The organism is Aquitalea aquatica (assembly GCF_013911085.1).
Classification (GTDB): domain Bacteria; phylum Pseudomonadota; class Gammaproteobacteria; order Burkholderiales; family Chromobacteriaceae; genus Aquitalea; species Aquitalea aquatica.
In genome coordinates this window covers 18442-44571 of the sequence record NZ_JACERN010000033.1, presented here as the reverse complement: position 1 = coordinate 44571, position 26130 = coordinate 18442, and the positions used below count along the sequence as shown (strand labels likewise).

The 26130-nt window shown below is 60.8% G+C and carries 24 protein-coding genes and 1 tRNA gene; 7 read left to right on the top strand and 18 right to left on the bottom strand.

Features of this window, described 5'->3' with window-relative positions; translation table 11 throughout:
- The first annotated feature begins 32 nt into the window (after window positions 1-32).
- The 3 genes from uvrA (at window position 33) to H2Z84_RS12645 (ending at window position 3917) form a co-directional block, all read left to right on the top strand.
- Window positions 33-2861, top strand: coding sequence for an excinuclease ABC subunit UvrA (gene uvrA / locus H2Z84_RS12655; RefSeq protein ID WP_181836299.1), 2829 nt, complete (start codon window positions 33-35; stop codon window positions 2859-2861).
- Between the two features lie 59 nt (window positions 2862-2920).
- Window positions 2921-3364, top strand: coding sequence for a VOC family protein (locus H2Z84_RS12650; RefSeq protein ID WP_181836298.1), 444 nt, complete (start codon window positions 2921-2923; stop codon window positions 3362-3364).
- Window positions 3365-3716: 352 nt separating this feature from the next.
- Complete coding sequence (locus H2Z84_RS12645; protein ID WP_181836297.1) at window positions 3717-3917, top strand: hypothetical protein; 201 nt, start codon at window positions 3717-3719, stop codon at window positions 3915-3917.
- Window positions 3918-4021: 104 nt separating this feature from the next.
- On the opposite strand, the gene H2Z84_RS12640 is transcribed toward H2Z84_RS12645, so the two are convergent.
- The 5 genes from H2Z84_RS12640 to H2Z84_RS12620 all read right to left on the bottom strand — a co-directional run bounded on the left by H2Z84_RS12640 (window position 4022) and on the right by H2Z84_RS12620 (window position 9551).
- Window positions 4022-5134, bottom strand: coding sequence for a class II histone deacetylase (locus H2Z84_RS12640; protein ID WP_181836296.1), 1113 nt, complete (start codon window positions 5132-5134; stop codon window positions 4022-4024).
- A gap of 15 nt (window positions 5135-5149) precedes the next feature.
- Window positions 5150-6319 carry an MFS transporter gene (locus tag H2Z84_RS12635; RefSeq protein WP_181836295.1) on the bottom strand — a complete coding sequence of 390 codons (1170 nt, stop codon included), beginning with the start codon at window positions 6317-6319 and terminating at the stop codon, window positions 5150-5152.
- Window positions 6320-6376: 57 nt separating this feature from the next.
- The gene (locus H2Z84_RS12630) at window positions 6377-7252 is read right to left on the bottom strand and encodes a transporter (RefSeq protein ID WP_181836294.1); all 876 of its coding nucleotides are present in this window, start codon (window positions 7250-7252) and stop codon (window positions 6377-6379) included.
- A 114-nt stretch (window positions 7253-7366) separates the two neighbouring features.
- A complete protein-coding gene (locus H2Z84_RS12625; protein ID WP_181836293.1) occupies window positions 7367-8344 on the bottom strand; it encodes a helix-turn-helix transcriptional regulator in 978 nt (325 codons plus the stop codon).
- A gap of 310 nt (window positions 8345-8654) precedes the next feature.
- The gene (locus tag H2Z84_RS12620) at window positions 8655-9551 is read right to left on the bottom strand and encodes a LysR family transcriptional regulator (protein ID WP_181836292.1); all 897 of its coding nucleotides are present in this window, start codon (window positions 9549-9551) and stop codon (window positions 8655-8657) included.
- Between the two features lie 101 nt (window positions 9552-9652).
- Here H2Z84_RS12620 and H2Z84_RS12615 point away from each other — a divergent pair, with 101 nt between their 5' ends.
- Window positions 9653-10921, top strand: coding sequence for an MFS transporter (locus H2Z84_RS12615; protein ID WP_181836291.1), 1269 nt, complete (start codon window positions 9653-9655; stop codon window positions 10919-10921).
- 113 nt (window positions 10922-11034) lie between these two features.
- Here H2Z84_RS12615 and H2Z84_RS12610 read toward each other — a convergent pair whose 3' ends face one another.
- A complete protein-coding gene (locus H2Z84_RS12610; RefSeq protein ID WP_369597787.1) occupies window positions 11035-11727 on the bottom strand; it encodes a substrate-binding periplasmic protein in 693 nt (230 codons plus the stop codon).
- Between the two features lie 515 nt (window positions 11728-12242).
- Here H2Z84_RS12610 and H2Z84_RS12605 point away from each other — a divergent pair.
- Window positions 12243-12704, top strand: a complete 462-nt coding sequence (locus tag H2Z84_RS12605) for a hypothetical protein (RefSeq protein ID WP_181836289.1) — start codon at window positions 12243-12245, stop codon at window positions 12702-12704.
- 271 nt (window positions 12705-12975) lie between these two features.
- Here the strand turns inward: H2Z84_RS12605 and H2Z84_RS12600 are convergent.
- The 9 genes from H2Z84_RS12600 to H2Z84_RS12560 all read right to left on the bottom strand — a co-directional run bounded on the left by H2Z84_RS12600 (window position 12976) and on the right by H2Z84_RS12560 (window position 21031).
- Window positions 12976-13063, bottom strand: a tRNA-Ser gene (locus H2Z84_RS12600).
- Window positions 13064-13137: 74 nt separating this feature from the next.
- On the bottom strand, window positions 13138-14808 hold the full coding sequence (gene recN / locus H2Z84_RS12595; protein ID WP_181836288.1) for a DNA repair protein RecN: 1671 nt from the start codon (window positions 14806-14808) through the stop codon (window positions 13138-13140).
- Between the two features lie 12 nt (window positions 14809-14820).
- On the bottom strand, window positions 14821-15696 hold the full coding sequence (locus H2Z84_RS12590) for an NAD kinase (protein ID WP_181836287.1): 876 nt from the start codon (window positions 15694-15696) through the stop codon (window positions 14821-14823).
- Window positions 15697-15706: 10 nt separating this feature from the next.
- Window positions 15707-16375: a response regulator transcription factor gene (locus tag H2Z84_RS12585; protein ID WP_181836286.1), complete on the bottom strand. Its 669-nt coding sequence runs from the start codon at window positions 16373-16375 to the stop codon at window positions 15707-15709.
- Window positions 16372-18645: an ATP-binding protein gene (locus tag H2Z84_RS12580; protein WP_181836285.1), complete on the bottom strand. Its 2274-nt coding sequence runs from the start codon at window positions 18643-18645 to the stop codon at window positions 16372-16374. Before H2Z84_RS12580 ends, H2Z84_RS12585 begins: the two co-directional genes overlap by 4 nt.
- A gap of 153 nt (window positions 18646-18798) precedes the next feature.
- Window positions 18799-19332 (bottom strand): peptide-methionine (S)-S-oxide reductase MsrA, encoded by a 534-nt coding sequence (gene msrA, locus H2Z84_RS12575; RefSeq protein ID WP_181836284.1) that lies wholly within the window; start codon window positions 19330-19332, stop codon window positions 18799-18801.
- Window positions 19333-19387: 55 nt separating this feature from the next.
- Window positions 19388-20293, bottom strand: coding sequence for a histone deacetylase family protein (locus tag H2Z84_RS12570; protein WP_181836283.1), 906 nt, complete (start codon window positions 20291-20293; stop codon window positions 19388-19390).
- Window positions 20294-20304: 11 nt separating this feature from the next.
- Complete coding sequence (locus H2Z84_RS12565; RefSeq protein ID WP_103523958.1) at window positions 20305-20520, bottom strand: DUF1653 domain-containing protein; 216 nt, start codon at window positions 20518-20520, stop codon at window positions 20305-20307.
- A 55-nt stretch (window positions 20521-20575) separates the two neighbouring features.
- Window positions 20576-21031 carry a GNAT family N-acetyltransferase gene (locus tag H2Z84_RS12560; RefSeq protein WP_181836282.1) on the bottom strand — a complete coding sequence of 152 codons (456 nt, stop codon included), beginning with the start codon at window positions 21029-21031 and terminating at the stop codon, window positions 20576-20578.
- A gap of 60 nt (window positions 21032-21091) precedes the next feature.
- Here H2Z84_RS12560 and H2Z84_RS12555 point away from each other — a divergent pair, with 60 nt between their 5' ends.
- A complete protein-coding gene (locus tag H2Z84_RS12555) occupies window positions 21092-22039 on the top strand; it encodes a tRNA dihydrouridine synthase (RefSeq protein WP_181836281.1) in 948 nt (315 codons plus the stop codon).
- A gap of 614 nt (window positions 22040-22653) precedes the next feature.
- On the opposite strand, the gene H2Z84_RS12550 is transcribed toward H2Z84_RS12555, so the two are convergent.
- From H2Z84_RS12550 to H2Z84_RS12540, 3 genes are all read right to left on the bottom strand, one after another.
- Window positions 22654-22806 carry a hypothetical protein gene (locus tag H2Z84_RS12550; RefSeq protein ID WP_158604626.1) on the bottom strand — a complete coding sequence of 51 codons (153 nt, stop codon included), beginning with the start codon at window positions 22804-22806 and terminating at the stop codon, window positions 22654-22656.
- Between the two features lie 11 nt (window positions 22807-22817).
- Window positions 22818-23396, bottom strand: a complete 579-nt coding sequence (locus H2Z84_RS12545; protein WP_181836280.1) for a LexA family protein — start codon at window positions 23394-23396, stop codon at window positions 22818-22820.
- A gap of 192 nt (window positions 23397-23588) precedes the next feature.
- Complete coding sequence (locus H2Z84_RS12540; protein ID WP_181836279.1) at window positions 23589-24389, bottom strand: helix-turn-helix transcriptional regulator; 801 nt, start codon at window positions 24387-24389, stop codon at window positions 23589-23591.
- Between the two features lie 224 nt (window positions 24390-24613).
- On the opposite strand from H2Z84_RS12540, the gene H2Z84_RS12535 reads away from it, so the two are divergent.
- Entirely contained in the window at window positions 24614-26107 is a 1494-nt protein-coding gene (locus H2Z84_RS12535; RefSeq protein WP_181836278.1) for an aldehyde dehydrogenase, read from the top strand.
- Window positions 26108-26130: the final 23 nt, after the last annotated feature.

The window sequence follows — 26130 nt, the reverse complement described above, 5'->3', positions numbered from 1 at the left end:
GTTCCCCGACCGACTGAGTAACGCTCTCTCACATGGACACCATCCGCATTCGTGGCGCTCGGACGCACAATCTGAAAAACGTCAACCTGGATCTGCCGCGCAACCAGCTGATCGTCATCACCGGCTTGTCCGGCTCCGGCAAGTCTTCGCTCGCCTTTGATACCCTGTATGCGGAAGGGCAGCGCCGCTATGTGGAGAGCTTGTCCGCCTACGCCCGCCAGTTTCTGCAGCTGATGGAAAAGCCTGATGTCGATCTGATCGAAGGGCTGTCGCCGGCCATTTCCATCGAACAGAAAGCCACCAGCCACAACCCGCGCTCCACCGTGGGCACGGTCACGGAAATCCACGACTACCTGCGTCTGCTGTTTGCCCGCGTGGGCGAACCGCACTGCCCGGAACACGGCGTACCGCTATCCTCGCAAACCGTGAGCCAGATGGTGGACCACGTGCTGGCATTGCCGGAAGAAACCAGGGTGATGATCCTGGCCCCGGTGATTGTCGGCCGTAAGGGCGAAAACCTTGATCTGTTTGATGATCTGCGTGCCCAGGGCTTCATCCGGGTGCGGGTGGATGGCGAAGTGTATGAAATCGACAGCCTGCCCAAGCTGGACAAGAACAAGAAGCACACCGTCGAGGTGGTGATCGACCGTCTGAAAGTGCGCGAAGACATGAAGCAGCGGCTGGCGGAAAGCTTTGAAACCGCCTTGCGCCACGCCGAAGGCCGCGCCATCGCGGTGGAAATGGATAGCGGCCAGGAGCACTGGTTCTCCGCCAAATTCGCTTGCCCGGTGTGCAGCTACAGCCTGCCGGAGCTGGAGCCGCGGCTGTTCTCCTTTAACAACCCGATGGGTGCCTGCCCCAAGTGCGATGGCCTGGGTGAAATCACCTTTTTTGACCCCCGTCGCGTGGTGGCACATCCGGAACTGACGCTGGCTGCCGGCGCCATCAAGGGCTGGGACAAGCGCAACCAGTTTTATTTCCAGATGCTGCTGGCACTGGGCGAACATTATGATTTCTCGCCCACCGAACTGGCCTTCGAGGATCTGCCGGAAAAAGTGCGCCATGTGGTGTTGCATGGTTCGGGGCGCGACAGCATCGAGTTTGTCTATATGTCGGAGAAGGGCACCCGCTTTACCCGTGCTCATCCTTTCGAAGGCATCATTCCCAATCTGGAACGGCGCTATCGCGAAACCGACTCCAGTGCGGTGCGCGAGGAACTGGCCAAATACCAGAACAATCAGCCCTGCCCGCACTGCCAGGGTTCACGGCTGCGGCTGGAAGCCCGTCACGTATTCATCGGCGGGCGTACCCTGCACGAATTGAACCAGCTGCCGCTCAAGGAAGCGGCTGCTTTCTTCTCCCAGCTGAATATCAGCGGCCACAAGCATGCGGTGGCGGAAAAAATCGTCAAGGAAATCAGCGAGCGGGTGTCTTTCCTCAATAATGTGGGGCTGGATTACCTCAACCTGTCACGTTCCGCCGATACCCTGTCGGGTGGTGAGGCGCAACGTATCCGCCTAGCCAGCCAGATCGGCTCTGGCCTGACCGGGGTGATGTATGTGCTGGACGAGCCATCCATCGGCCTGCATCAGCGCGATAACGACCGCCTGCTGGCCACGCTGATGCGCCTGCGCGATATCGGCAATAGCGTCATCGTGGTGGAACACGACGAAGACGCCATCCGTGCCGCCGATTATCTGGTGGACATGGGGCCGGGGGCTGGCGAACACGGTGGTGAGGTACTGGTAGCCGGTACGCCGGCCGATGTTGAAGCCAGTGAAAACTCGGTGACCGGGGCCTTCCTGTCTGGCCGCCGCCGTATCAACTGGCCGGGCGAACGCCGTGCAGTCAACCCGGAACGGGTGCTGAAGCTGGAAGGCGCCACCGGCAACAACCTGAAAAACGTCAATCTGGAATTGCCGCTGGGCATGCTGGTATGCATTACCGGGGTATCCGGTTCCGGCAAATCCACGCTGATCAACGACACCCTGTACAAGATTGCCGCGCGCGATTTGAACGGTGCCAGCGAAGAGCCGGCGCACTATGAGCATATCGACGGACTGGGCCTGCTCGACAAGGTGATCAATGTCGATCAAAGCCCCATCGGCCGCACCCCGCGTTCCAATCCGGCGACTTATACCGGCTTGTTCACGCCGATCCGCGAACTGTTTGCCGGCGTGCCGCTGTCGCGTGAACGCGGCTATGGGCCGGGTCGTTTCAGCTTCAACGTCAAGGGCGGCCGTTGCGAAGCCTGCCAGGGCGATGGCGTGATCAAGGTGGAAATGCACTTCCTGCCTGATATCTACGTGCCCTGCGACGTGTGCCACGGCAAGCGCTACAACCGCGAGACGCTGGAAGTGCAGTACAAGGGCAAGAATGTTTACGAAGTGCTGGACATGACGGTGGAGCAGGCGCTGGAATTTTTCAGCGTGGTGCCGGCGGTGGCCCGCAAGCTCAAGACCCTGATGGACGTGGGCCTGGGCTATATCCGCCTGGGGCAGAGTGCCACCACGCTGTCCGGCGGCGAAGCGCAGCGGGTCAAGCTGGGGCTGGAACTGTCCAAGCGTGACACCGGCCGCACTTTGTATATTCTGGACGAACCGACCACCGGCCTGCATTTCCACGATATCGACCTCTTGCTGCAGGTGCTGCATCGCCTGCGCGAAAACGGCAATACCGTGGTGGTGATCGAGCACAATCTGGACGTGATCAAGACCGCCGACTGGCTGATCGACTTGGGCCCGGAAGGCGGTGCGGGTGGTGGCCAGATCATCGCCACCGGTACGCCGGAGCAGGTGGCGGACAACCCGGTGAGCCATACTGGCCGTTATCTCAAGCCGCTGCTGACGCCGCGAGACTAAGACCGTAGAATGGGCGCGCGCCAGATGGTGCGCGCCACCCCTTACCAATTGAGGATGCAATGCTATCGCTTGGCAAGATTGACCATATCCATATCCGTGTCACAGATCTGGCAAAGGCCCAGGGCTGGTATCAGCGTGTACTGAACCTGGCGCCGGACGCCCGCTACAAGCACATGCAAAGCGGCCCGCATGGCGTCGTGATGCTGATGAATGCCAATGGCTCGGTACGGCTGGCACTGGCCCAGGAAGACAAGCCGGTGTGTGAACCGGGCTCGGTGGCCTTCCTGGTGAGCGGGCAGGATTTCCTGGAGTGGATAGACCAGCTTGCCGGTGAGCGGGTGATCGACCGTGCCGGCCAGACCGTGGCGCGTGATTCGGTAGTGGATCACCAGTTCTTCTGTTCCATCAGCTTTGTCGATCCCTTTGGTAACCCGTTTGAAATTGTCAGCTACGACCACACCTGGCTCGCCGGCAAACTCAAGCTGGGCAACAAGCTGGCGTGACGAGGCTCACTCCTATACCCATATGAACATGGGTGCCTGGAGTCAACAGGCCGCATCGTCTGCCATCCCAACCCGCTGCGGCGGGTTTTTTCATGCCTGTCGTTCTGGAAAATGCTGTCAAATCAGGAAGCTAGGTCAGGTGATGCTTGGGTGTCGTCAATTAACGACCCCAAAAGTGCTGCCATTTCAATAACTTGGGTCGCTTATTGCAATGACTGTCGCTGATTGCCGACAGCTGGCATGGCCTTTACTGGTGCCGCTTCGGTCAACGTGTTGTTTTATAAGGATAATGTTTGGCTGGCATGGTGTTTGCAACAACAGGCTTGTCTTCCAACCACATTGAAAGAAGCTCATGCAAAAGAAATTGCTTGTTGTTGCCATGCTTTCCCTGCCCCCGGCCAGCCTGGGACTGATCAATCTGGCCTTTGCCGCCACGCCCGCGCCGCAGACACAGTCAGACCAGCCGCAGGCTTCGGCACCACAAGGCAATCAGCCGGATGCTGCGCCGGAGCAGGGCAGCAGTATGCCGCAGCCGGCGGAACAGCAGCAGTAAACGCTGCTTTCCGGAAATAAGCTGGTAATGCAACAAGGCCCGCCGATGGCGGGCCTTGTTCGTGTTCGCCATGCCTATGCATGGCGGCAGGGCCGAGTCAGTGCTTACAGGTCGTGCAGCGCAGCCATGTCATCCAGCAACTGGTGCTGCAACTGCAGCATGGCTGCGCAGGGTTGTTGCTGGCTGATGAAGTCCAGCAGCGGGTCGACCACTTCGCTGCGCAGGCCGGACAGGGCTTCGATGGTGGCCAGGCCGCAGAACGGTACATAGGCTTCGGAGTAGCCGCCCTCGTGCATCAGCACCAGCTTGCCGGCACAGTACTGCCCGGCAAAGTTGCGCAGCAGGGTGGTCATCTCGCGGAAGGTGTCGCTGTGCGCCTGCATGCGCGCCAGCGGATCTACCGCATTGGCGTCATAGCCGCAGGCGACGATGATCAGCTGCGGCTGGTAGCGCGCCAGCGCCGGCAATACCACGCGCTGCATGGCGTACAGATAGGCGTCGTGGCCGCTGCCGGGCAGTAGTGGGATATTGATATTGGCCCCCAGTCCAGCCCCTTCACCACAGTCCTCGCTGCCGTTGTAGCCCGGTGGGAAGCAGCCATCCTGATGGATGGAAATGGTCAGTACGTCAGGACGCTGGTAGTAGATGGCCTGGGTGCCGTTGCCGTGGTGTACGTCCCAGTCCAGCACGGCGACGCGTTCGATGCCGTAGCGGGCTTTGGCCGCTTCGATGGCCACGGCGATATTGGACAGGAAGCAAAAGCCCATGGCGGCATCTGGCAGGCAGTGGTGTCCTGGCGGGCGCGTCATCACATAGGCGTTGGCTACCTCGCCGCGCCATACCGCATCCACCGCAGCCATGGCCAGGCCGGCGGAGCGGCAGGCGATGTCGTAGCTGCCGGGGCCGATGGGGGCTTGCGGGCCGAGTTCGCCGCCACCGGCATCGCTGACCAGCTTGAAATGATCCAGATAGGCTGCGCCATGTACCCGCAGCAGGTCGTCACGGCTGGCCGGCTCGGCAGTGCATTGCAGCAACTGGCGGCTGATGCCGGCCACATCCAGCAGGTTTTTCAGCCGGCGCTTGGTTTCCGGCGATTCGGCATGGCCACCGGCGGCAGGTGGCTGCACCCAGCCTCCCACCGGCAGCGTCAGTGCATGCATGCCGGCGCTATGCCACATGCATAGTTCATCGAAATAAAAGGCGGTACGGGAAGTCATGGCTGCTCCTTGTGTTCAGGCGTGGGGTGGGGTAGCGCGACGCTGTTGCAGAGATAGCAGCAAGGTCATTGCAATGGCGGCGATCAGGGTGGCCAGCAATAACAGGATGTGCAGGCTGCCGTGATTGGCGGCGATCAGTTGGCCGGCCAATGCAGGGCCAATCGCCAGGCCACCGCCGATCACCAGATTGGTGGCATTCATCAGCTTGCCGCTGTGATCGATGTCGGCCAGCGTGGCCAGGATGAAAGGCAGGATGAAGGTCCAGCTGAATTTGAATAGCAATGCTGCCGTGGCAAAGCGCGCCAGGGCCGGGGCATTCAGCAATAGCAGCATGGCAGCCATCATCATGCCAAAGCCGGCCAGCAGCAGCTGTGACCGTGGCAGGCGGCGGCCAATCAGCGAGGCACTACCAGCACCCGCCACGCCCAGCAGGGTGGCGATGGCGAAGATGTTGCCGCTTTGCTGCGGATCGATGCTGGACTGTTGGGCGATCTGACCGATAAAGGTCCACACCCCGCTCAGGCTGATGTAAAACGCCAGCGTGGCCAGGATACCCAGGGCGGCGCGGCCCCAGTGGCGGTCGCCGGCAGACTGTGCAGCTTGTTGAGTTGTTGCTTGCTGGCCCATGGGAAAGCAGCGCACCAGCGGCGTACACAGCGCCATCAGCAAGGCCAGGCCGACATAGCAGGCGGCAATGCCGAAGTGGCCGAACAGCGCGGGCATGACGACCAGCCCAGCCGCCCCCAGGGCCAGTTGGCCCATCACCCACAGGCCATAGACACGGTCGGGGTTGCGCATGGTGGCGGCGGCGGACAGGCACAGAATCATCAGCGAACCGCCAGCCAGCGCACTGACAAAGCGCAGGCCAAGCAGCAGCGGATAGCTGACAGTGGTGGCGGACAGCAGATTGGCCGCGATGAATACTGCCACCGCCAGCCAGGCGGCGCTGCGCCAGTTGACGCGGGGCAGCCAGAAAAATGCCGGCAGGGTGGCCAGGCTCATGGCGCCCAGCTCGGCGGAGAACAGGTTGCCGATATCGATAGGCCCCAGTTGCAGCTGGCTGGCCACCGCAGGGGCCATCATCAGCACGGCGGGGACGATGGCGGCAAAGCCGACAATGGCAGCCATGGCCGAGCGCTCATTGTGCGGGACCTCGGCAGGCTTGGCCTGGGAGAGCGTGTTCATGGTTTTTCCTCTGTAGTGGGTGATCCGTCGGGCGGATTTTCTTGTTGGGCAAGCAGCTTAGAAAACATGTACCAGACGCAACATGGCCTGGCTGCTGTCAAAACTGTTGCTGCTGTGGACGTTGCGCGCCAGCATCAGCATCAGCTGGTCTTGCTTGCCCACCCAGTGGCCCAGCTCCACGCCGAGCTGGGTACTGTTCTGGCGGGTGTCGGGCAGGTCCTGTCCGTTCAGGCGCAAGGCCCCGCCACGGGTGTGATATAGCCGCAGAGCGCCGTAGGTAGCCGGGGTGAAGTCATAAGAAGCGAAAGCCTGCAGCCGGTACAGTGGCTGCTGTTTCAGGCTGCTGCCGTAATAGTTGTCGTTGTTGCCATACAGCTGGGCTTCCAGCGAGGCTTCCAGCACCCAGTTCTTGCCTACGCCCCGGGTGTAGTTGTAGAGAAAGGTGGCACCCCAGCGGTGCGCCCCGGCGGAGACGTCCGGGTGTTGGGCATCGTAGCTGCCAACTGGCAGGGTGATCAGGGTCAGCAGGCCGCTGTACTCGCGCTTGTCCGGCTGGTTAATGAAGAACAGCGTGCCGCCGACTTGTGGGTCGCCGATGCCGCTATCGTGCTGGCTGGCCTGGCTGCCGGGCAGGGTGGCCTTGATCTGGGCGGCGGGGATGATGAACTGTGGCGTGCACAGCGTGCCGCAGACATCGGAAAACCACAGCTGGCGCCAGGCCAGTGCTTCCACATTCAGCCGGGCATGGTCGTCATTGCCGCTGGCGGAGTGAAAACTGTCGGCCCAGGTCACTGGCAGGTAGAGCACGCTGAGCGAGGTGCCGACCGGGGCGCTGAAAAAGTCGCGGGCATTGGTGTCCGCGGCATGGCCAGGCAGGCTGGTGAGCAGCAGACTGGCCGCCAGAGTGGTTAAAACAGGGCGAAACGGTGACATGGCATGCTCCTTCGGGTGGGGGGGCGAAAAAACGTGGACGCAGCTGTCCCTGCCAGCCATGGCGGACCATGGCAGCTTCAGAGACTTGGCGGTGGAGTCAGCAGGCTGGAGTGATCAGCCGAATGGCGCTTGCTGGTGCAAGAGATGCGCAATGCCGGCCTTGCCGTTGATGCCCAGCTTGGCGTAGATGGCCCGGATATGGTGGCGCACGGTATGTGGCGACAGGCCCAGCTTGCGCGCGATGTCCTTGTAGGTGAGCCCTTCGCCAAACAGGCGGGCGACATCGGTTTCGCGGCTGGACAGCTGCTCCATGGCGCAGCGGTAACGTGCGGTCAGCAGGTAAAGGTCGCTGATGCGCCGTGCCTCGATATTGAGCCGGGGCCCATCATGGCCTTGTGGCGACAGGCCGGCGGGTAGGGCGGGGCCGGTCCATTGCGGCCACTCGGTGAGCAGCAGATCGACAAAACCGGGTTCGGCGCAGTGCAGGGTGCCGTGCTGGTCGCAGACTGCCATCGCCAGCCGTGGTCCGCTGAGGGTTTCGCGCAGTGCCTGCAGGGTGCGGATCTGGTTGATGGCCACAGTGGAGGCCAGATGCGGCATCAGACAGGACAGCAACAGGCAATCGGCGGCATTGAAGCGTGGCGCGCCGGGGCGGCGGTATAGCGCCAGATGATCGCTAAGCTGGGTGACCGGGTCGATGTGGATCACGCATAACAGCTCACCAATTTCATGACGCTGGCCCAGCCATTGCAGTTGTGGCGGAGCATCGGCAGCCTGCATGTCCACCACCACGGCCTGGCCGGGGTGGGCATGCACCCGTGCCACGGTGACATCGTGCTGGCGGATGGATTTCCAGTCGTCGATGTAGTGATCCGGCAGGCCAAACAGAAAAGAACTGTGCTCGTGCGGGCCATCCGCAGCCTGGGCAGCGCGGCCCCACCAGGCCTTGTCGAAGGCTAGCTGCGGGCGGAGGCATTCCAGTACGGTGTGATGAAAGCGCTCCAGTGATTCTTCGCGGGCCAGACGATAGATTTCCAGCAGGATGGCGCTGAATACGGCCAGATCCGGCTGCCGCTCTGATGGCTGCTGCATGATGTTCTCCTCTGTATGGCGTGCGACGGCTACGTGGCCGGTCGTCTGTCCTTTTGTTATGGGGCCAGTGTCATGCAGCCATCAGCCGCTGGCTATCCTGCAAATGAGGGATAGGGCCGCCATCGGCGAAGAATCTGGCTTGTCACCATGAAAAATCGGCTATTTTTGCCAATTTTGGATAGACAAAATGCAACACGTCGCCGGTCATCAGGCTAAGAGCGGCTAACAAGAGCGTAGCCTCCTGGGCAAGGCGGGCTGATACAGGCAGGGCAAACAGTACCGTGCTGCCGCTGGGATTGGGTGAGTGGTGCTAAACCGCAGGGATTTCATCCCACAAATGGGCGATGAATCCAGCCATCAGCGGTGAGCTGTCACCCTCGCGCGTGGCAATGCCCATGGCCAGATAAGCCCCGTCGTCAGTCAGCGGGATATAGCGCACTCCGGGTAACTGCACACACTCCAGCGGGGACGGCAGGATGGCAATGCCCAGGCCGGCTGCCACCAGCCCCACCTGGGTGGTGGCTTCGCCAGCTTCCTGAGTGATGCGCGGTTCAAAGCCGCAAGCCTCGCATAATTGACGGATGACACTGTGCAGCCCGGTACCGGCGCTGCGCGGGTAGCTGATCATGCCTTCGTCGCGTAGCTGGGCCAGCGACAGGCTGGGCGCGCCAGCCAGCGGGTGGCTACTATTGATCACCACCAGCAGCGGATCGCGTCGTAATTCCTGTACCAATACCTTGTCAGCCGGTGACAGCCCGTTGAAACGGACGAAACCCACATCGATTTCCTGTTGTTGTAGCGCGGCAAACTGGTCGGTGGTGAACATTTCGCGCAGTGTCAGCCGCACCGCCGGAAAGTGCTGGCGATAAGCATGCAGTGCGGCCGGCAGGATGGGGGTAAGCGGCAGGGAAGAGGTAAAGCCGATGCGCAGCTCGCCGATTTCCCCGCGTGCGGCGCGGCGGGCCTGTTCGGCGGCGTCCTCGGTATCCGCCAGAATGCGCCGGGCACGCAGCAGAAACTGTTTGCCGGCTGCCGTCAGTTCCACCTTGCGGTTTTGCCGTAGAAACAGCGGTGTGCCCAGCTCGGCCTCCAGCGCCTGTATCTGCTGGGACAGCGGCGGCTGGGCTATATGCAGGCGTTCTGCGGCGCGGGTGAAATGCAGTTCTTCGGCCACGGTGACGAAATAACGCAGATGACGCAGTTCCATATTGATATTTTAAAAGTATTGATGGTTGAGTAAAGATATATTGGACTGAGGTTTAGTCAAGGAATAAGCTCAAAACCTGTATCACTGCTAGCGGTTTCATCATGCCTTCCGACTCTGCCTCCTGTGCTGCTACGCTGAATTCAGCTGCCGCTGCTACCCAGGAGAACACCATTTCCGCCGCCCCCCGTCTGCATGCCGGTTCCACCGCATTTCGCGCCACGGCGCGTGCCATGTTTGTGGGTGGCTTTTGCACTTTTTCCATGCTGTACAGCATGCAGCCGCTGATGCCGATGTTTGCCCACGACTTTGCCCTGTCGCCGGCGGCGGCCAGTAGCGTGCTGTCGGTGCCCACCACCGGCCTGGCGCTGGCGCTAATTCCGGCCAGTTTTCTGGCTGACAAGGTGGGGCGCAAGCCGGTCATGAATATCGCGCTGAGCCTGGCGGCGTTGCTGATGCTGCTGGCAGCCTTTGCGCCCAGCTTTCAGCAGTTTCTCTATCTGCGCGCCATTTTTGGTGTGGTGCTGGCCGGCCTGCCTGCGGTGGCCATGGCCTATCTGAGTGAAGAGGTGGAACCGCTGTCGCTGGGCCATTCCATCGGCCTGTATATCGCCGGTAATGCGCTGGGTGGCATGAGCGGGCGCTTTCTGGCAGCGGTGATTGCCGACCATTTTGGCTGGCGCGCTGCCGTGCTGGCACTGGGTGTGCTGGGCGTGGCCGGTGCCATCGAGTTCTGGCGCAGCCTGCCGGATTCGCGCCACTTCAAGCCGCTGCCATTGAATCTGGCCGAGCTGCGCCGCGATGTGTCCAGCCATTTTGCCGATGGCGGCCTGCCCTGGTTGTTCCTGTCGGCCTTCCTGTTCATGGGTTGCTTTGTCAGCCTGTACAACTACCTGGGTTTCCGCCTGCTGGCCGCACCCTTCAATCTGAGCCACAGCGTGCTGGGCTTTGTGTTCTCGCTCTATATGGTGGGCATCTGGGCCTCGGCCTGGGTGGGGCGCATGGCTGACCGCTTTGGCCGCCGTAACATGTTGTGGCTGATGGTGCTGCTGATGGCTGCCGGGCTGGTTTGCACGCTGGCCGACTCGCTGTGGCTGATGGTGCCGGGCATTGCGCTGTTTACCTTCGGCTTCTTTGGTGGCCATTCCGTTGCCAGCAGCTGGATAGGCCGCCGGGCACAACGCGGCAAGGCGTTGGCCTCTGCGTTTTACCTCACTGCCTATTATCTGGGTTCCAGCGTGGTGGGCTCCTTCTCCGGCTTGCTGTGGGGCATGGGCAAATGGAATGGCGTGGCGGCAATGATCGCACTGGGGCTGGTCATGCTGCTGCTGATTGCACTGCGTCTGCGCAAGCTGGAGCCGCTGGCGGTGTGATGGGATGACGTCACGGTCTGCCCCGTGACAACCGTATTAGAGTAGCGACTGCTACCTACAATGCCGGCGGTGTCGTCCCTGGATGTGTGGTTGTGGCTGCGTGGTTTGGCTACTTACTTGCCATACTTGCGGGTGAGCTGTTCGATAAAGCCATCTTCTTTCATCCGGCTGAGGGCGGTGGCGATTTTTGCGGCTGTTTCGGGTGGAAAGCGAGGGCCGGATGCGATCCAGTTCTCGCTGCTGTATAGCACATTGCCTTCTACCGGCATGGCACCGATTTGTTGCTGGTAGCTTGGTTTGAAGGTGGCCGATGCCCCCAGAAAGCTGCCAATACGGCCTGCTTTGAGCATTTTCGCCATTTCTGTTAATTGGCTTTGTTCTATCTGCTGTTTGCTGACACCTTGCTGGGCTAGCCAGTTGAGGACGCTGGAGCCGGTTCGTACGCCGATGAGTCCTGCGGCTGTGGCTTGCTGCAGCGTGTTGTAGGGTGTGGCGCCGTCTCTGGTGAAGAGCCTGAAGTCAGTACTGTTGATGACGGTGATCCAGTGAAACAGCGGTTCTCGTTCCGGTGTGCGGGCAAAGTAGATGATGATGGCGTTGTTGCTGTCGATGACCTCGCGCATGGCACGGTTCCACGGACGAATCTTGGTTTGTGGCATGTAGCCTGCCCGGCGTATGGCCTCGCTGCCAATCTCTATCATCAAACCTGGGCTGGGCTCATCTGGCTGGTTGCAGATGCTGGGTAGGTAGTCGCATTCCAGAATGATGGTTCTGCTGGGCTCGGTGGCCAGGGCGATGCATGGCATGAGCAGCAAACTGAGTGCCAATATGCTTGGTAAGCCGGGCATATGCAGGGCTCCTCTGCAAAATAAATGTCCTTAGCATTATTTATATGTACTAAACAGCGGCTTTGCACGGGTATCAACACCAGTGCACCTGAGATCGTCCAGCCAGTACTGGGGCTGGAAGTGAAGCCAGGCAAGACGCAGAAATCTCTGAGAAGAGGCCAGGTATCCTGCTTGATGATTCTGAGTCGGCAGGATAAGGCTAGTATCACTGGCGTCTATGCGATCCACGCCGCTAGGGGCACGGTCAACGCGGACAGCAGAGGAACGCGCGCGAAGCCATCAACACGGTGCGGATGGTCGGCGTCGTAATTGTCGCTGCCTTGCTCTTCTGGCTGGCTTATCCGAGCTGACCCATCACACAAAAACCGTTTATTTATTCGGCATTACAAACTACATTGACATAACGCCGTTAAAAACAGTATCTGACCTTTCATCTTGCTCAAGGGGCTTGCTCAGCGAAAAGGAAAACGATCATGAAAATGTTATGTCTGGCAGTTCTTGCAACCTTGCTTACCGGATGTGCCACGCATTCTCGCTTTAATAGCACGGGTGCGGGAATCATGGCGTGGCGGAATGATTTGTCAGCCGCCTTGGTGGTTCCTGCGGCCAATCCGAGCTCCGGTCCAAAGGCGTGCATGCAGATGGCCCTGACAATGAATGATGTGAACTCGAAAGTAACGGCCAATCTCTCTGACTCGGTGCTAAAGGTATTTGAGAAAATTCCAAGCAATTCAACGCCGGAGGATGTGGCAAAGGTCAACTCTGAGCTGATCAAAACAGCGAAGGCGCTGAACGTATCGACGGAAAGAACGGCATTCCTGCTCGTCGGAAGTTTCTACCTTTGCCAGTACCAGGCAAACGGGATGAGCGATGCCAATCTGGCCAGTCTGGCTACAACCCTTATCAAGTCGGCTGCGGCTATTGACGTGAAATGATGCTGTTGAATGCGCCGACTCCATGATCTCAGCTACAAGATTCACTGCTGGGGACAAGGCATGACAGGAGCTAGAGGAGCGGGAGTATCCACCGGTGAAGTTTTAGCAACAGAATGGGGAGGGTCTCCTTTCCATAATGGGATATGGCGAAACCCTTGTTTGGTCGATTTCCACCCAGATAGCGCGTGTGGTAAATACGTGTGATAAATTGAAAAGCCCTGAAGTTCGCAACCTATTGATTAGGAAGGAAATTCAGGGCTTTTTTGTGTTTTGGCGGAGGCTGTGGGATTCGAACCCACGGACGGTTTCCCGTCGGCAGTTTTCAAGACTGCTGGTTTAAACCACTCACCCAAACCTCCGCAGTGTCCATGTCATCGGCGCTTGGCACCGTTGGCAAAGAGGACGCAATCATAACCGTACTCAGCCCATTTGGCTAGGGGGTTGCACGGTTCATTTCCAGCATTTCTGCGGCGTGCTGGCGGGTGGTCTGGGTGAGTTCGGCACCGCCTAGCATGCGGGCGATTTCCAGCACGCGCTGTTCGTGCTCCAGCGGGGTGATGCGGCTGACCACGCGCTTTTTCTCTTCGCGCTTGCTGACTTGCCAGTGCTGCTCGCCGCAGGAGGCTACCTGGGGCAGGTGGGTGATGCACAGCACCTGATAGCGCTGGCCCAGCTGCTTGAGCATGTGGCCGATGACTTCTGCCACGCGGCCGCCAATCCCTACGTCCACTTCGTCGAATATCAGCGTCGGCACGCTGGCTACCTGGCTGATCACCACTTGCATGGCTAGGCTGATGCGCGACAGTTCGCCGCCGGAGGCTACCTTGGCCAGTGGGCGCAGGCTGGTGCCGGCGTTGGCGGCCACCAGGTATTCGATGGATTCCAGTCCGTGGGCGCCGGGTTCGGCCAGCGCGGCCAGTTCGATGGCAAAGCGGGCGCTGCTCATGGCCAGCTGCTGCATTTCCTTGCTGATGCGGGCCGATAGTTCGCTGGCGGCCTGGCGGCGTTTTCCGGACAGGGCTTCGGCCAGGGTGCGGTAGCGTGACAGGCTGGCGGTTTCGGCCAGTGCTAGGGCTTCGCTGTCGGTGGAGGCTTCCAGTGCGGCCAGCTGGGTTTGCCAGTCTTCCAGCTTGAGCGGCAGTTCCTGCGGCTGTACACGGTATTTGCGGGCCATGCTCATCAGGCTGTCGATGCGGCTTTCCACTTGCTGCAGTTGGCCCGGGTCTTCATCGATGTCGCTGGCGTAGTCGCGCAGGCTGTACACCACTTCGCGCAGTTCGGCGTCGACCGAATCCAGCAGCGACAGGGTGTCGGCCAGCCGTGGGTCCAGGTTGGCCAGCTTGCTCAGGCGGGTTTGCACCTGGGTGAGCACGGACAGGCAGTTGCCCTCCATCTCGGACAGGGTGTCCACGGCGTACTGGGCGCTCTGTACCAGCTCGGCAGCATTGGCCAGACGCGAGTGGCTCTGGTTGAGGCTGGCCCATTCATCCTGTTGCAGACCAAGTTCGCTCAGTTCGTTGATCTGCCAGTTGAGCCGTTCGCGCTCCACTTCGGATTCGCGCGACAGCTTGTCGGCATCGGCACGTGCCTTGCGGGCGGCTTGCCACTCCTGCCAGGCCTGGTGCACTTCGCGCGCCAGCGAGCTGCTGCCGGCATAGGCATCCAGCAGCTCACGCTGGGCTTCGCTCTTTACCAGTGACTGGTGCGCATGCTGGCCGTGGATGTCGACCAGAAACTCGCCCAGCTGTTTGAGTTGGGATAGCGTCGCCGGTTGACCGTTGATAAAGCTGCGCGAACGGCCGGATTTATCCAGTACGCGGCGAATCAGCACGATGTCGTCGTCGCCGGACAGGGCATTTTCCTGCAGCCAAGCATTGATTTCCGGGCGCTGGCGGCTGTCGAACTCGGCGCTGATTTCTGCCTTTTCGGCTCCTTCGCGCACCAGCGAGCCTTCGGCACGGTCGCCCAGCAACAGGCCGAGGGCATCCAGCAGGATGGATTTGCCGGCACCGGTTTCGCCGGTGAGTACGGTGAAGCCGGGGGCGAAGTCCAGCGCAATGCTGTCAACGATGACAAAATCTTTGACCAGTAGGGATAGCAGCATGGTGTGTGCGTGTCAGAGCAGTCGCTCGCCCCAGTGAAGCTTGTGGCGCAGCATGTCGTAGTAGTTGTAACCCACCGGATGCAGGATGCGCAGCGGGTTGCGGTAGCGGCGGATCAGCACGCGGTCCATTTCCATCAGGTCGCAATGCGATTGGCCATCGAAGTGCACGCGCGCGTCCAGCCCGCGGGTCAGCATGAATTCCACTTCGCAAGAGTCGTTGACGGCGATGGGGCGGTTGTTCAGCGATTGCGGGCAGATCGGCACTAGGGCAATGGCCTGCAGCGTGGGGTGCAGGATAGGGCCGCCGGCAGCCAGCGAATAGGCGGTGGAGCCGGTAGGTGTGGCGACGATCAGCCCGTCCGAGCGCTGGCTGTAGACGAACTGGTTGTCGATGAAGACTTCGAATTCGATCATCGAACCCACGGCACCACGGCTGAACACGATGTCGTTGAAGGCCAGCGCATTGGCTATCTCGGCATCTTCGCGGATGAGCGAGGCCTGCAGCAGGATGCGGTTTTCCGGAATGAAGTTGCCGGCGAGGATGGCGTCGATGGCTTCCAGCATTTCATGGCGCGGGATGTCGGTCATGAAACCCAGCCGGCCCTGGTTGATGCCCACCAGCGGTACGCGGTAGGGGGCCAGTACGCGGGCAATGGACAGCATGGTGCCATCGCCACCCAGTACGATGACCAGATCGGCCAGCTTGCCCATGTCACTGCGTTCGATCAGCAGGTGCGGGCCGGCTTCGGCCGGCGTGGCGCTTTCCTTGTCGACGAACACGGTGATGCCGGCGGCGGCCAGGTGGTCGGCCAGCGTGCGCAGCGACTCCACCACTTGAGGTTTGCTATGTCGTGCCACCAGGCAGACATGTTTGAACAGTCGTTCCATGTGGGCGATTCTACTGCCTTGCGCTGGTTTCGTTCAAAAAAGACTCATCACTGCGTTTTTTGCCGGTGGCTTCCAGCGCCTTCAGGTAAAAACGGATCAGGTCGGCCAGCGAATCTACCCCCAACTTGCTGAACAGGTTGGCGCGATGTACCTCGATGGTGCGCGGCGACAGGTCCAGCTGACGGGCGATTTCCTTGCTGGACATACCATCGGCCACCAGTTCCAGCACCTCGCGCTCGCGGCCGCTGATGCGATCCAGCAATTGCATGACTTCCTGGGTTTCTTCTTCCTGCTGCTGCTGGTGAATGCTCATCCGGATGCCCTTGCGCAGGCTGTCGATCAGGCGGTTCTGGTCGATGGGCTTGGTCAGGAAGTCGATGGCACCGGACTGAAAGGCGCGGCGGCACTGTTCGATGTCGCCATGGCCGGTAATGAACACGATAGGAATTGTGATGCCGCGTTCCACCAGTTTTTCCTGCAGGGCCAGGCCGGTAATCTGTGGCATGCGGATGTCCAGCACCATGCAGCCGATTTCGCCTTCGGTATAGTTTTCGAGAAACTCCAGCGCATTGGCGAAAGTCACTGTGCGCATGCCCTGGGCCATGATCAGCAAGGCTAGCGAATCACGCACGGCCGGGTCGTCATCCACGATGAAAACGGTTGGCATCATGTACTTCATGAAACTTGTTCTCCTGCTACAGCCGGTGCTGTCAATGTGGTAAGTGCCGGGAGGTCGATCACGAATTGCGCGCCGCCGGATGGGCGGTTGCTGGCCAGGATCTGACCTCCCATATTGTCGATGGCCGTCTGGCAGATGGCCAGTCCCAGCCCCATTCCGTTGGGTTTGGTGCTGAAGAAGGGGTCGAATATCTTGTCTTGCAGGGCTGCGGCAATGCCGGGGCCGTTATCGGCGATCATGATACGCACTCGCGTCGCATCCTGCTCGGTGCTGATGATCAGCCGGCCCCAGGGGTGAACGCTTTCCATGGCGTCGATGGCGTTGCGCAATATGTTCAAAATCACCTGCTCCAGCTGAATGTTATCAGCATAAACGGCAGAGAGCTTGTCGGAAAAATACTGTTCCAGATGAATATCGTGACTTTGCAGCTCGTATTCCAGCAAAGCGAGCGCATTGCTGACGGTCTGGTTCGGGTCCAGCAGGCTCTGGTGCTGATTGCGCTTGCTGACGAATTCGCGCAGGCGCTGGATGACCTGGCCGGCGCGCTGTGCCTGGTTGGCGGCGTTCTGCATGGCGCGGCACACCAGCGGCAGGTCGGGGTCTTCTTCCTGCAGCAGGCTGAGGCTGGCCTGGCAGTAGCTGACAATGGCTGACAGCGGCTGGTTGATTTCATGAGCGATGCCGGAGGCCATTTCCCCCATGGTATTGATGCGCGCCACGCGCGCCAGCTCCTGTTCGTGCTGGCGCAGGCGGCGTTCGCTGGCTTCCAGTGCGGCCAGCATGTGCTGACGGCGCGGGGCGGTGTCGCGCAGGGTGAGTACGGCACCGAGCAGCCGGCCTTGTTGGTCGAATACCGGCGATACACAGCCTTCCACCAGTAGCTTTTCACCCGAGTTGCGAGTCAGGTAGCTGCTATCCGGCAGGTAGACGCTGTCACGCGTCTGCATGGCCTGGGTGAAGGGGTCGGTGCTGCCGGGGCGGGCGAATTCATGGCCCAGACGCAGTAGCTGGCGCACATTCTGGCCAATGACGCTGCGATGGCCTGGCCCCAGCAGCATGCCTGCCGATGGATTGAGGTACTGGATGCGAAAGGCGGTGTCGAAGGTAACTACTGCATCGGCAATGGCCTGCAGGGTGACGCTGGCATGTTCGCGTTCGCGGTGCAGGTGATCCATGGCACGGCGACGGATATTGCGCTGGCGCTGCTGCTGGGCCGCCAGCAGCCATAACAGGTAGCACAGCAAGGTATTGGCGGCCAGGCCCAGGGCCAGCAAAGGGGCGGACAGCTGTTGCCAGGTCAGTGTCTGGTCGAGTTGCAGGCGATAACCAGTGGTGGACAGCGCTGGATGCAGGCGGGCGCTTTGCATCGGTAGCAGACTATTGTCGTCTGCCGCCGGATGGCTGCCGGACAAGGGGTTACGGCTGCCGTCAGCTGCCAGCAGTGTGACTTGCACTCCGTCGTATTGGGGTGCGGATGTCGCCAGCAGCCTGTCCAGTTGCAAGCTCATCAGTAACACGCCTTGCAACTGCTCGCTGCGCACCAGCGGGTTGGGCGAGGGCGGGCTGGCGCTGTAGCTGGCTTGCAGCAACAGCAGATGCCAGTGCTGACCGATGCGGCAGGGTGGGCTGAGCTGCACCGAGCCCTGGCTGACTGCCTGCTGCAATACCGGGCCCAATATCGGATCGTGCAGCAGATCCAGTCCTTGCATGGCACGCAGCGTTGCCGGCGGCGAAGGTTCTTGCATCAGCAGTGGCAGATAGTCATTGCGTGGCGGTGCCGGCACATAGTTGCCGGTGTCCTGGCCCGCGGTGTTGCGGGTAAGCCAGTAGTCGCGGATGGCAAAGACCTGCCCGCGCTGCTGGCTTTGCTGTTGTTCGAAGCGGGCGCGCTGCTCGGCGCGGATGCGCGGCTGCCAGCCCAGGTAGTCGATAAACGGCTGGCGTGCGGTGGCGAGGCCAGCAAAATCGCGCAGGCTTGGTGTTGGGTCGGCTGCTTGCTGCTGTAGTAGGGTGCTGGCATGGTCGAGCGTGGCCAGCGCCAGCTGTATGTGCGTGTTGATATCGGCCTGTAATTGGCTGGCCAGGCTATCCAGCGCCTGTTGCTGACGTTGCATGGCTTCGTGCACCAGCAGCAGGCCCAGCAGGGCGCACAACAATAGATACAGGCCGGCCAGCAGCCATTTGTGGCGGCGGTTGGCTTCCCGCAGCAGCTTCAGGTGTTTGTGCAGCAGGCTGGATGGTTGTGAAGTGAAAGTGGGCTGGGCTGGCATGATGTTGTGGTGTATTGGCCAGTCATGGCAATGCAGCTGTCGACTGTAGCAGCAAGGGCCGCGTAACGCTAATTTGATAGCGGCCCGGCCTGCTGCGGCAGCCTGTGGCGGCCGGGCTGCCTGTGGCCGGTTTCACGCCGGCCATGGCTTGTTTCAGTTACTTTTCAGCCATTGGGCAAACTGCCGGCGCATTTTCATTTGCTTGGGCAGGATCACCGCCTGGCAATAGGCTTCGTGACCGTGCAGTTCGAAATAGCGCTGGTGGTAGTCTTCGGCCGGATAAAAGTGGCTGGCGGCTTCCAGGGTGGTGACGATGGGGGCGGGGAAGATCTGCTGCTGATCGAGGGCAGCCATGTAGTCGCTGGCCATGCCTTGCTGCTCTGCATCGTGATAGAAAATGGCTGAACGGTACTGGCTGCCGACATCATGCCCCTGGCGATTGAGTGTGGTGGGGTCGTGGGTGGCGAAGAACACCTGCAGCAGCTGGCTGAAGCTGATGAGCTGCTCGTCAAAATCAATCTCCACCGCCTCGGCGTGGCCGGTCTGGCCGCTGCACACGCTGCGGTAGTCCGGATTGCTGGTATGGCCGCCGATATAGCCGGACTGCACCTGCCGTACGCCTTGCAAGGCCAGGAAAATGCTCTCGGTGCACCAGAAACAGCCGGCGGCCAGTGTGGCTTTGCTCATGTTTTGCTCCTGCGATAGTGGGTGGTCATGGTTGGTCGGTCTGGCTGGGCCGTGCTTACAGTGCACCGGCTTGGCTGTGGTAGTGCCAGGCAAGGTGCACGGTATTGCGCTGAATGGCCACCGTGTCGGCAATATCGTTGGCGTAACCGCCGGCCATGGTAATGGCCAGTGCCGCGCCATGGCTGGCGACCTGTTCCAGCACCAGTCGGTCGCGCTGTTGCAGTCCGGTCATGCTGAGCGCCAGCTTGCCCAGCCGGTCGCCAGCATAGCTGTCTGCCCCGGCCAGATAAAACACCAGTTCCGGTTGATGTTGCTGTAGCAATAGCGGCAGCTGCTGTTGCAGCAAGTTGAGATAGACATCATCGCCGGTGGCATCGGGCAGGTCGATGTCGAGCGAGCTGGCCTCCTTGCGAAAGGGAAAGTTCTTTTCCCCGTGCATGGAAAAGGTGAATACCCGGGCATCATCGCGAAAGATGGCAGCCGTGCCATTGCCTTGATGGACGTCCAGATCGACCATCAGGATGCGCCGGACCAGCCCTTCTTGCAGCAGCAGATTCGCGGCGACCGCCACGTCGTTGAATACGCAGAACCCACTGCCCTTGTCACGGTAGGCGTGGTGGGTGCCGCCAGCCAGGCTGATGCCGCAGCCATGCAGCAAGGCCGAGCGGGCGGCAGCAATGGTGGCACCTACCGAGCGACAGGAGCGCTCCACCAGCTGTGGCGACCACGGCAGGCCGATTTCACGCCAGGCGCGCGCCGGCAGGCTGCCATCCAGTACCTGGGCGATGTATTCCGGGCTGTGCGCTTGCTGCAGCTCCCAGGGTGTGGCTGCAGCTGCCGTGTCCAGGCAGTCGGCGGCGAAGCTGGCCACGGCCTCGGTCAGCATCCGGTACTTTTGCGCGGGAAAACGATGGCCGGCAGGCAAGGGCAGGGGAAACTGGTCGGTACGGTAAATGTGCATGGGCCAGTAGTCTAGAACAGCTTGACCGGGGCGAAGCGTGGCCGGCTTTCGCCTTCGTGGATCACGGTTTCCAGAAACATGCCGGCCGGGCGTGTCCACAGTTGATACTCGCCATACAGGGCGCGGTAGGCCACCATCGGCTCATGCGTTTCCGAATGCAGACCCAGACCCAGTACCTCGTACAGATTGCCACGATAGTGGCGATAGATGCCGCGTGGGATGTCCATTGCGTGCTCCTAGCAGTCAAAACGCTCGCCAGCATGGCCGGGCGCGGCCACCTGGTCAACTCCCCTTACCATCCCAGTAGTAAACCCGGAAGTCGGTGTCGAGTACGAAACCGTTGCGTTCATACAGCCTTTGCGCCTTGCTGTTGTCATGGGCAGTTTGCAGCATGATATCGCCGCCACCCAGCGCCAGAACATGAGCCTGACACACTTGCAGCAATTGCTTGCTGACACCGCTGCCACGGTATTCCGGGGCAACATAGAGGTCGTGCAGCAGCCAGTTTGGCTTGAGCGTCAGTGAATTGAATCCCGGGTACATCAAGGCAAAACCCACCGCAACACCGGCATCCTCGGCCAGCCACAGCCGCGCTTCGTGATGACTCAGCCGGGCTTCGAGAAAGGCCTGGCAATCGGCAGCAGCCTGCTCTACATGATAAAAGGCCAGGTAGGCTTGGAATAGCGGCAGGCAGCTGGCGGCCTGGTGCGGTGCCAGGGGGGAGATTTTCAAGGTCATGCATTCGCTCCGGTGCAGTGATTCCGTTACAATAGCGCCCTTTTTTCAGCAGGTTAAGCCATGAATCTGATGCTGGCGCCGATGGAGGGTCTGGTCGACCCCATCATGCGGGATGTACTGACCCGTCTGGGCGGTATCGACTTGTGCGTAACCGAGTTTGTCCGTGTCACCAATGTATTGCTGCCGACGCGTACTTTTCACCGGCTGGCGCCCGAATTGCTGCATGGCGGCAAGACGCGGGCCGGTACCACGGTGCGGGTGCAGCTATTGGGGTCTGACCCGGCATGCCTGGCAGAAAACGCCGCCAAGGTGGCCAGCCTTGGCGCGCCGGGTGTCGACCTGAACTTTGGCTGCCCGGCACCGACGGTCAACCGCCATCGCGGCGGTGCAGTATTGCTGACCGAGCCGGAACTGCTGTACCACATCGTCAGCCAGGTAAGGGCAGCTGTGCCGGAGGCCATCCCGGTCACCGCCAAGATGCGGCTGGGCTACGAAGACAAGAGTCTGGCGCTGGAATGTGCTCAGGCGCTGGCCAGTGCAGGGGCAGCCGAGCTGGTGGTGCATGCCAGAACCAAGCTGGAAGGCTACAAGCCACCCGCGCACTGGGACTGGATTGCCCGTATCCGCGAACACGTCACCGTACCAGTCATCGCCAATGGCGAGGTGTGGACCGTGGCGGATTACCACGCTATCCGGGCACAAAGCGGCTGTGACCGTGTCATGATCGGGCGCGGCCTGATTGCGGCTCCCGATCTGGCGCGCCGTATCGCCACCGACCAGTCGGCCACGCCCATGGCCTGGCCCGTGTTGATGGAATGGTTGCTCGACTTCTATCAGCAATGCGTGGCAGAGGCGGGTGAGTCGCGCTATCCGCCCGCCCGGCTCAAGCAGTGGCTGGGGCAGTTGAAGAAGACCTATCCGGAGGCCGCCAGTTTTTTTGAAGTGATCCGCCGCGAGACTTCTGCTGAGAATATTCTCAAGATAATGCGCGATATGTCTGCTAAGTAAATTCACCCATAGTCAATGCCATGGGCAAAGCGATAGGATGTTCTTGTGCTTGGTTCTTGGTATGGATCCAGGCGCTGTATGACCGGATGCCCTCAGCTTCTGGTCGTTACACTTCCCCGATACCCTGTTAGACCCTCCCCTTGTGGGAGGGCTTTTTTATGGTTGTTCACATTTCACCTCCCTTGCCTTGCGGCATAGGCTGCCATGGTGTGCTGGTTGTTAACCTGGGCACCAGTCTTGATCTGGCTCTCATTTCGGCTGCACCTCAGCGCACGCTGTTCATGCCTCGCCTGGCCGGCTAGCTTATCGGCGAATGCAATATACGGAAGACTGCTGCTCAGCTGTGCCAAGCAATACGGCTTGGCCGGTGTGGCCGGTGCATGGCGTGCTTGTCAGAGGTCTTGTGTCTGGCGCAGTGGGGGGATGGATTATTGACCGGCTGCAGCATGGCCGTTGGGCTGCGCGCAGTGGCGCTCAGATCTGGCCTTGCTGTCGCTCGGCTTGATCGCGGGTGATCACACTTGCCATGGGTATCTGGCAGTTGGGCTTGTGTGTAGCAAGGCCGGCATGACGCCGGCCTGCTGGGTGAGTTGCGATGGCTACGCGTTGTGGCTTCAGACAAATTGCACTGGAACAAAGTAGCTACGGCCTGTGCGGGACACCAGCACTTGTGGCTGACCGGCGCGTACTTCGCGAAAGGCACGCGGCAGGCGGCGCCAGTCCATGAACTTCATTTTGATCAGGCTTTCATCGATTTGCATTTGCATCTTGTTCTCCTTTACGAGACCGGATGGATGACATTGGTCACCACACCCCAGATAAACAGCGCCGCTTCTTCAGGCACCTCAATCGGCGCGTAGGCCGGGTTTTCCGGCATCAGAAACAGCCCGCTCGCCGTTTTCTCCAGCCGCTTTACAGTCAGCTCACCATTGATGACGGCCACCACCACCTTGCCGCTACGGGCTTGCAAGGAGTGGTCGACAATCAGCAGGTCGCCATCGTGGATGCCCGCATTGATCATAGAGTCACCCTTCACCGTCACCATGAAGGTGCTGGCCGGGTGGCTGACCAGATGGGCGTTCAGGTCGATGTCGGCTTCCTTCAGGTCATCTGCCGCCACTGGCGAACCGGCGGGTACCCGGCTGGCGAACAGGGGCAGCGACAGCTGACTGAGGGTGTCGGACAGGGTACGGATATCCTGCGTGTCCGCCGTTTTTACCGAGCGTAGCTGGCGGTATTCAGCCAGCCAGCCTTCCAGCAGGGGGCGCAGTGGTTCCGGCACCCGCATGGCCACGGTCTTGTCGCCACCGAATGCGGATTTGCGCCCTGCGCCATCGCGTTTACCACCTTGAGCCATGCCGGCTTCCTTTGCTGTTGCTGTGATGTTGATTGTGTACAAATTCAAATTGCTTGGCAACCTGCATTGGAAAAATGTCTTGTTTTACCGCTGTTTACTGTGTCATTCCTGTCGCAGCTTATTTTGACTTTTTGTGTAAGCTGTTGAAGGTAATGATTTTTTATGGTTTGCGGGTGGGCACTGTTGCTTGCATCAGTCAGCTGAGGCGGCGCTGGGGGCGGAAAACAGCAGAAACAGGCCAGCCTGATTGCTGACGCCCAGTTTGGCGTAAAGATTGCGCCGGTGCACTTTGGCGGTATCCAGCGAGATGCCCAGCTCGCGCGCGACGGCCTTGGTGGAGTGGCCGGCCAGCACCAGCAGGGCGACTTGCACTTCGCGCTCGGTGAGGTGCGGCTCGCCACGCTGGCGCAGTGCATCTTCCAGCCGCAGCTGGCGTTCGGCCGGATTGTGGCGCAGTTGCTCGGTCAGATAGGCATCCAGCCGGATGGCCTTGCCCATCAGCGGCAACAGCCAGGGGCTGAATAGCTGGCAGGCACCGATTTCGACATCGGTAAAGCGCCGGCGGCTGCCTAGCGACAAGGACAATACACCCTGGCCGGGTATAGGCAGCAGGAATTGCAGCTCGTCGGCCCCGACATTGCGGCTGAAGTATTGGTGGAAATACGCGGTGTCACGGAATGAGTCGGGGGCTACATCATCCAGCCGGTACAGGCCGCCGGCTGGCTGTTGCTGGCTGAAGACGTAGAAAGGGTCGATGCGGTAGAGCTGGGCGCGGTAGTCGGCAAACAGGTCGGCAGCCGCCAGATTGGCAGCATGATCGGCCAGGATGTGCGGTGCCTGTTCCGGCTGAAACAGCAGTACCACCCAGGTATCGAAGGTGATGACATCGGCCAGCAAGCGTGCCAGTGCCGGCCAGAAACCAGGTTCGCCCAGTTTTTCCATCAATCGGCCCAGCCTCTGGTGAAAGGCCAGGTCTGCCACTGCAAGCTGCATGTTCATTCCTTTGTTGGGGCCGTCCATGGGCCCGGATTGCCCGCCATGATGCCGCAAGCAGGGCTGTCGCTCGCTACCCCGCCGGGGTTAGTTGGCTAACCCATCAAGGCTATGTTGCTTGGGCAGGCCCCTGCCTAGACTGGCCGGCAATGAGTAGCAAGCCTGCCAACGGCCATCGGCCAGTTCCCGGCGCAGGTCTTGCATCCCGACAGGAGAGTAGCACGATGCATGCACGAGATACCGCTTTCTGGACAGCCCGCGCTGCCGCATTGCGCCCCGCCGCCCAGGCTTATATCGATGGCCGGCTGCAGGATGCGCGGGATGGCCGCCAGTTTGCCAGCAACTGTCCGCACACCGGCCAGACGCTGGCCATGGTGGCGCGCTGCGACCGGGCGGATGTCGATGCTGCGGTGACCGCAGCACGCCGCAGCTTCGATGCCGGTCACTGGTCGCGCTGCCATCCGCGTGAGCGCAAGGTTGTGTTGCAAAAGCTGGCGCAACTGTTGCGCGACAATGCCGATGAGCTGGCCTTGCTGGATTGCCTGGACATGGGCAAGCCCATCACCGACGCGCTGAATATCGATGTGCCAGCCACCGCAGCCTTGTTCGACTGGTATGCCGAAGCCTGCGACAAGCTGTACGACGAAGTGGCCCCCACCGGGCCGGATGCGCTGGCCCTGGTCACGCGTGAGCCGGTGGGCGTGGTGGCAGCGGTGATTCCGTGGAATTTCCCGCTGGATATGGCGGCGTGGAAGGTGGCCCCGGCACTGGCTGCCGGCAATAGTGTGTTGTTGAAGCCGGCCGAGCAGTCGCCCTTGTCGGCCATTCGGCTGGCACAACTGGCCAGCGAGGCTGGCCTGCCGGATGGCGTACTCAATGTGCTGCCCGGCTATGGCGAGGAAGCTGGTCAGGCGCTGGGCCTGCATCCGGATATCGATTGCCTGTCGTTTACCGGCAGCACCGAAATCGGCAAGCGCTTTCTGGCGTATTCCGCTGCTTCCAATATGAAGATGGTGTGGCTGGAGTGCGGTGGCAAAAGCCCGAATCTGGTGTTTGCCGACTGTGCTGATCTGGACGCGGCAGCGCGCAAGGCGGCCTTTGGCATCTATTTCAATCAGGGCCAGGTGTGTTCTGCCAGTTCGCGCTTGCTGGTCGAATCCAGCATTCACGACCGGTTCGTCGAAAAACTGTTGGCTGAAATGGCCGCCTTCCTGCCGGGCAATCCACTGGACCCGGCCACCCGGCAGGGGACGCTGGTGGATGCCGGCCATACCGCGCGGGTCCAGGGTTTTATTGCCAGCGGCCTGCAACAAGGTGCCAGCCTGCTGGCCGGCGGCGAGCGCCTGCGCATAGGTCATAGCGATTGCTATCTGCAACCCACGCTGTTTAGCGGCGTTACCCCCGACATGCGCATTGCCCGTGAGGAAATCTTTGGCCCGGTGCTGTCAGTGCTGCGTTTCGACAGCGAAGCCGAGGCCATCGCCCTGGCCAATGACAGCATCTATGGCCTGGCAGCAGCTGTATGGACCGACCAGCTGCGCCGTGCCCACCGTGTTGCCCGCGCCCTGCGTGCCGGCACCGTGTCGGTGAATACCGTGGATGCGCTGGACCCCGGCGTGCCGTTTGGCGGCTGCAAGCAGTCCGGCTTTGGCCGCGACCTGTCGCTGCACGCGCTGGACAAGTTCAGCCAGCTCAAGACTACCTGGATCAGCCTGTAAGCCGGTGCGCCCGGCATGGAGAC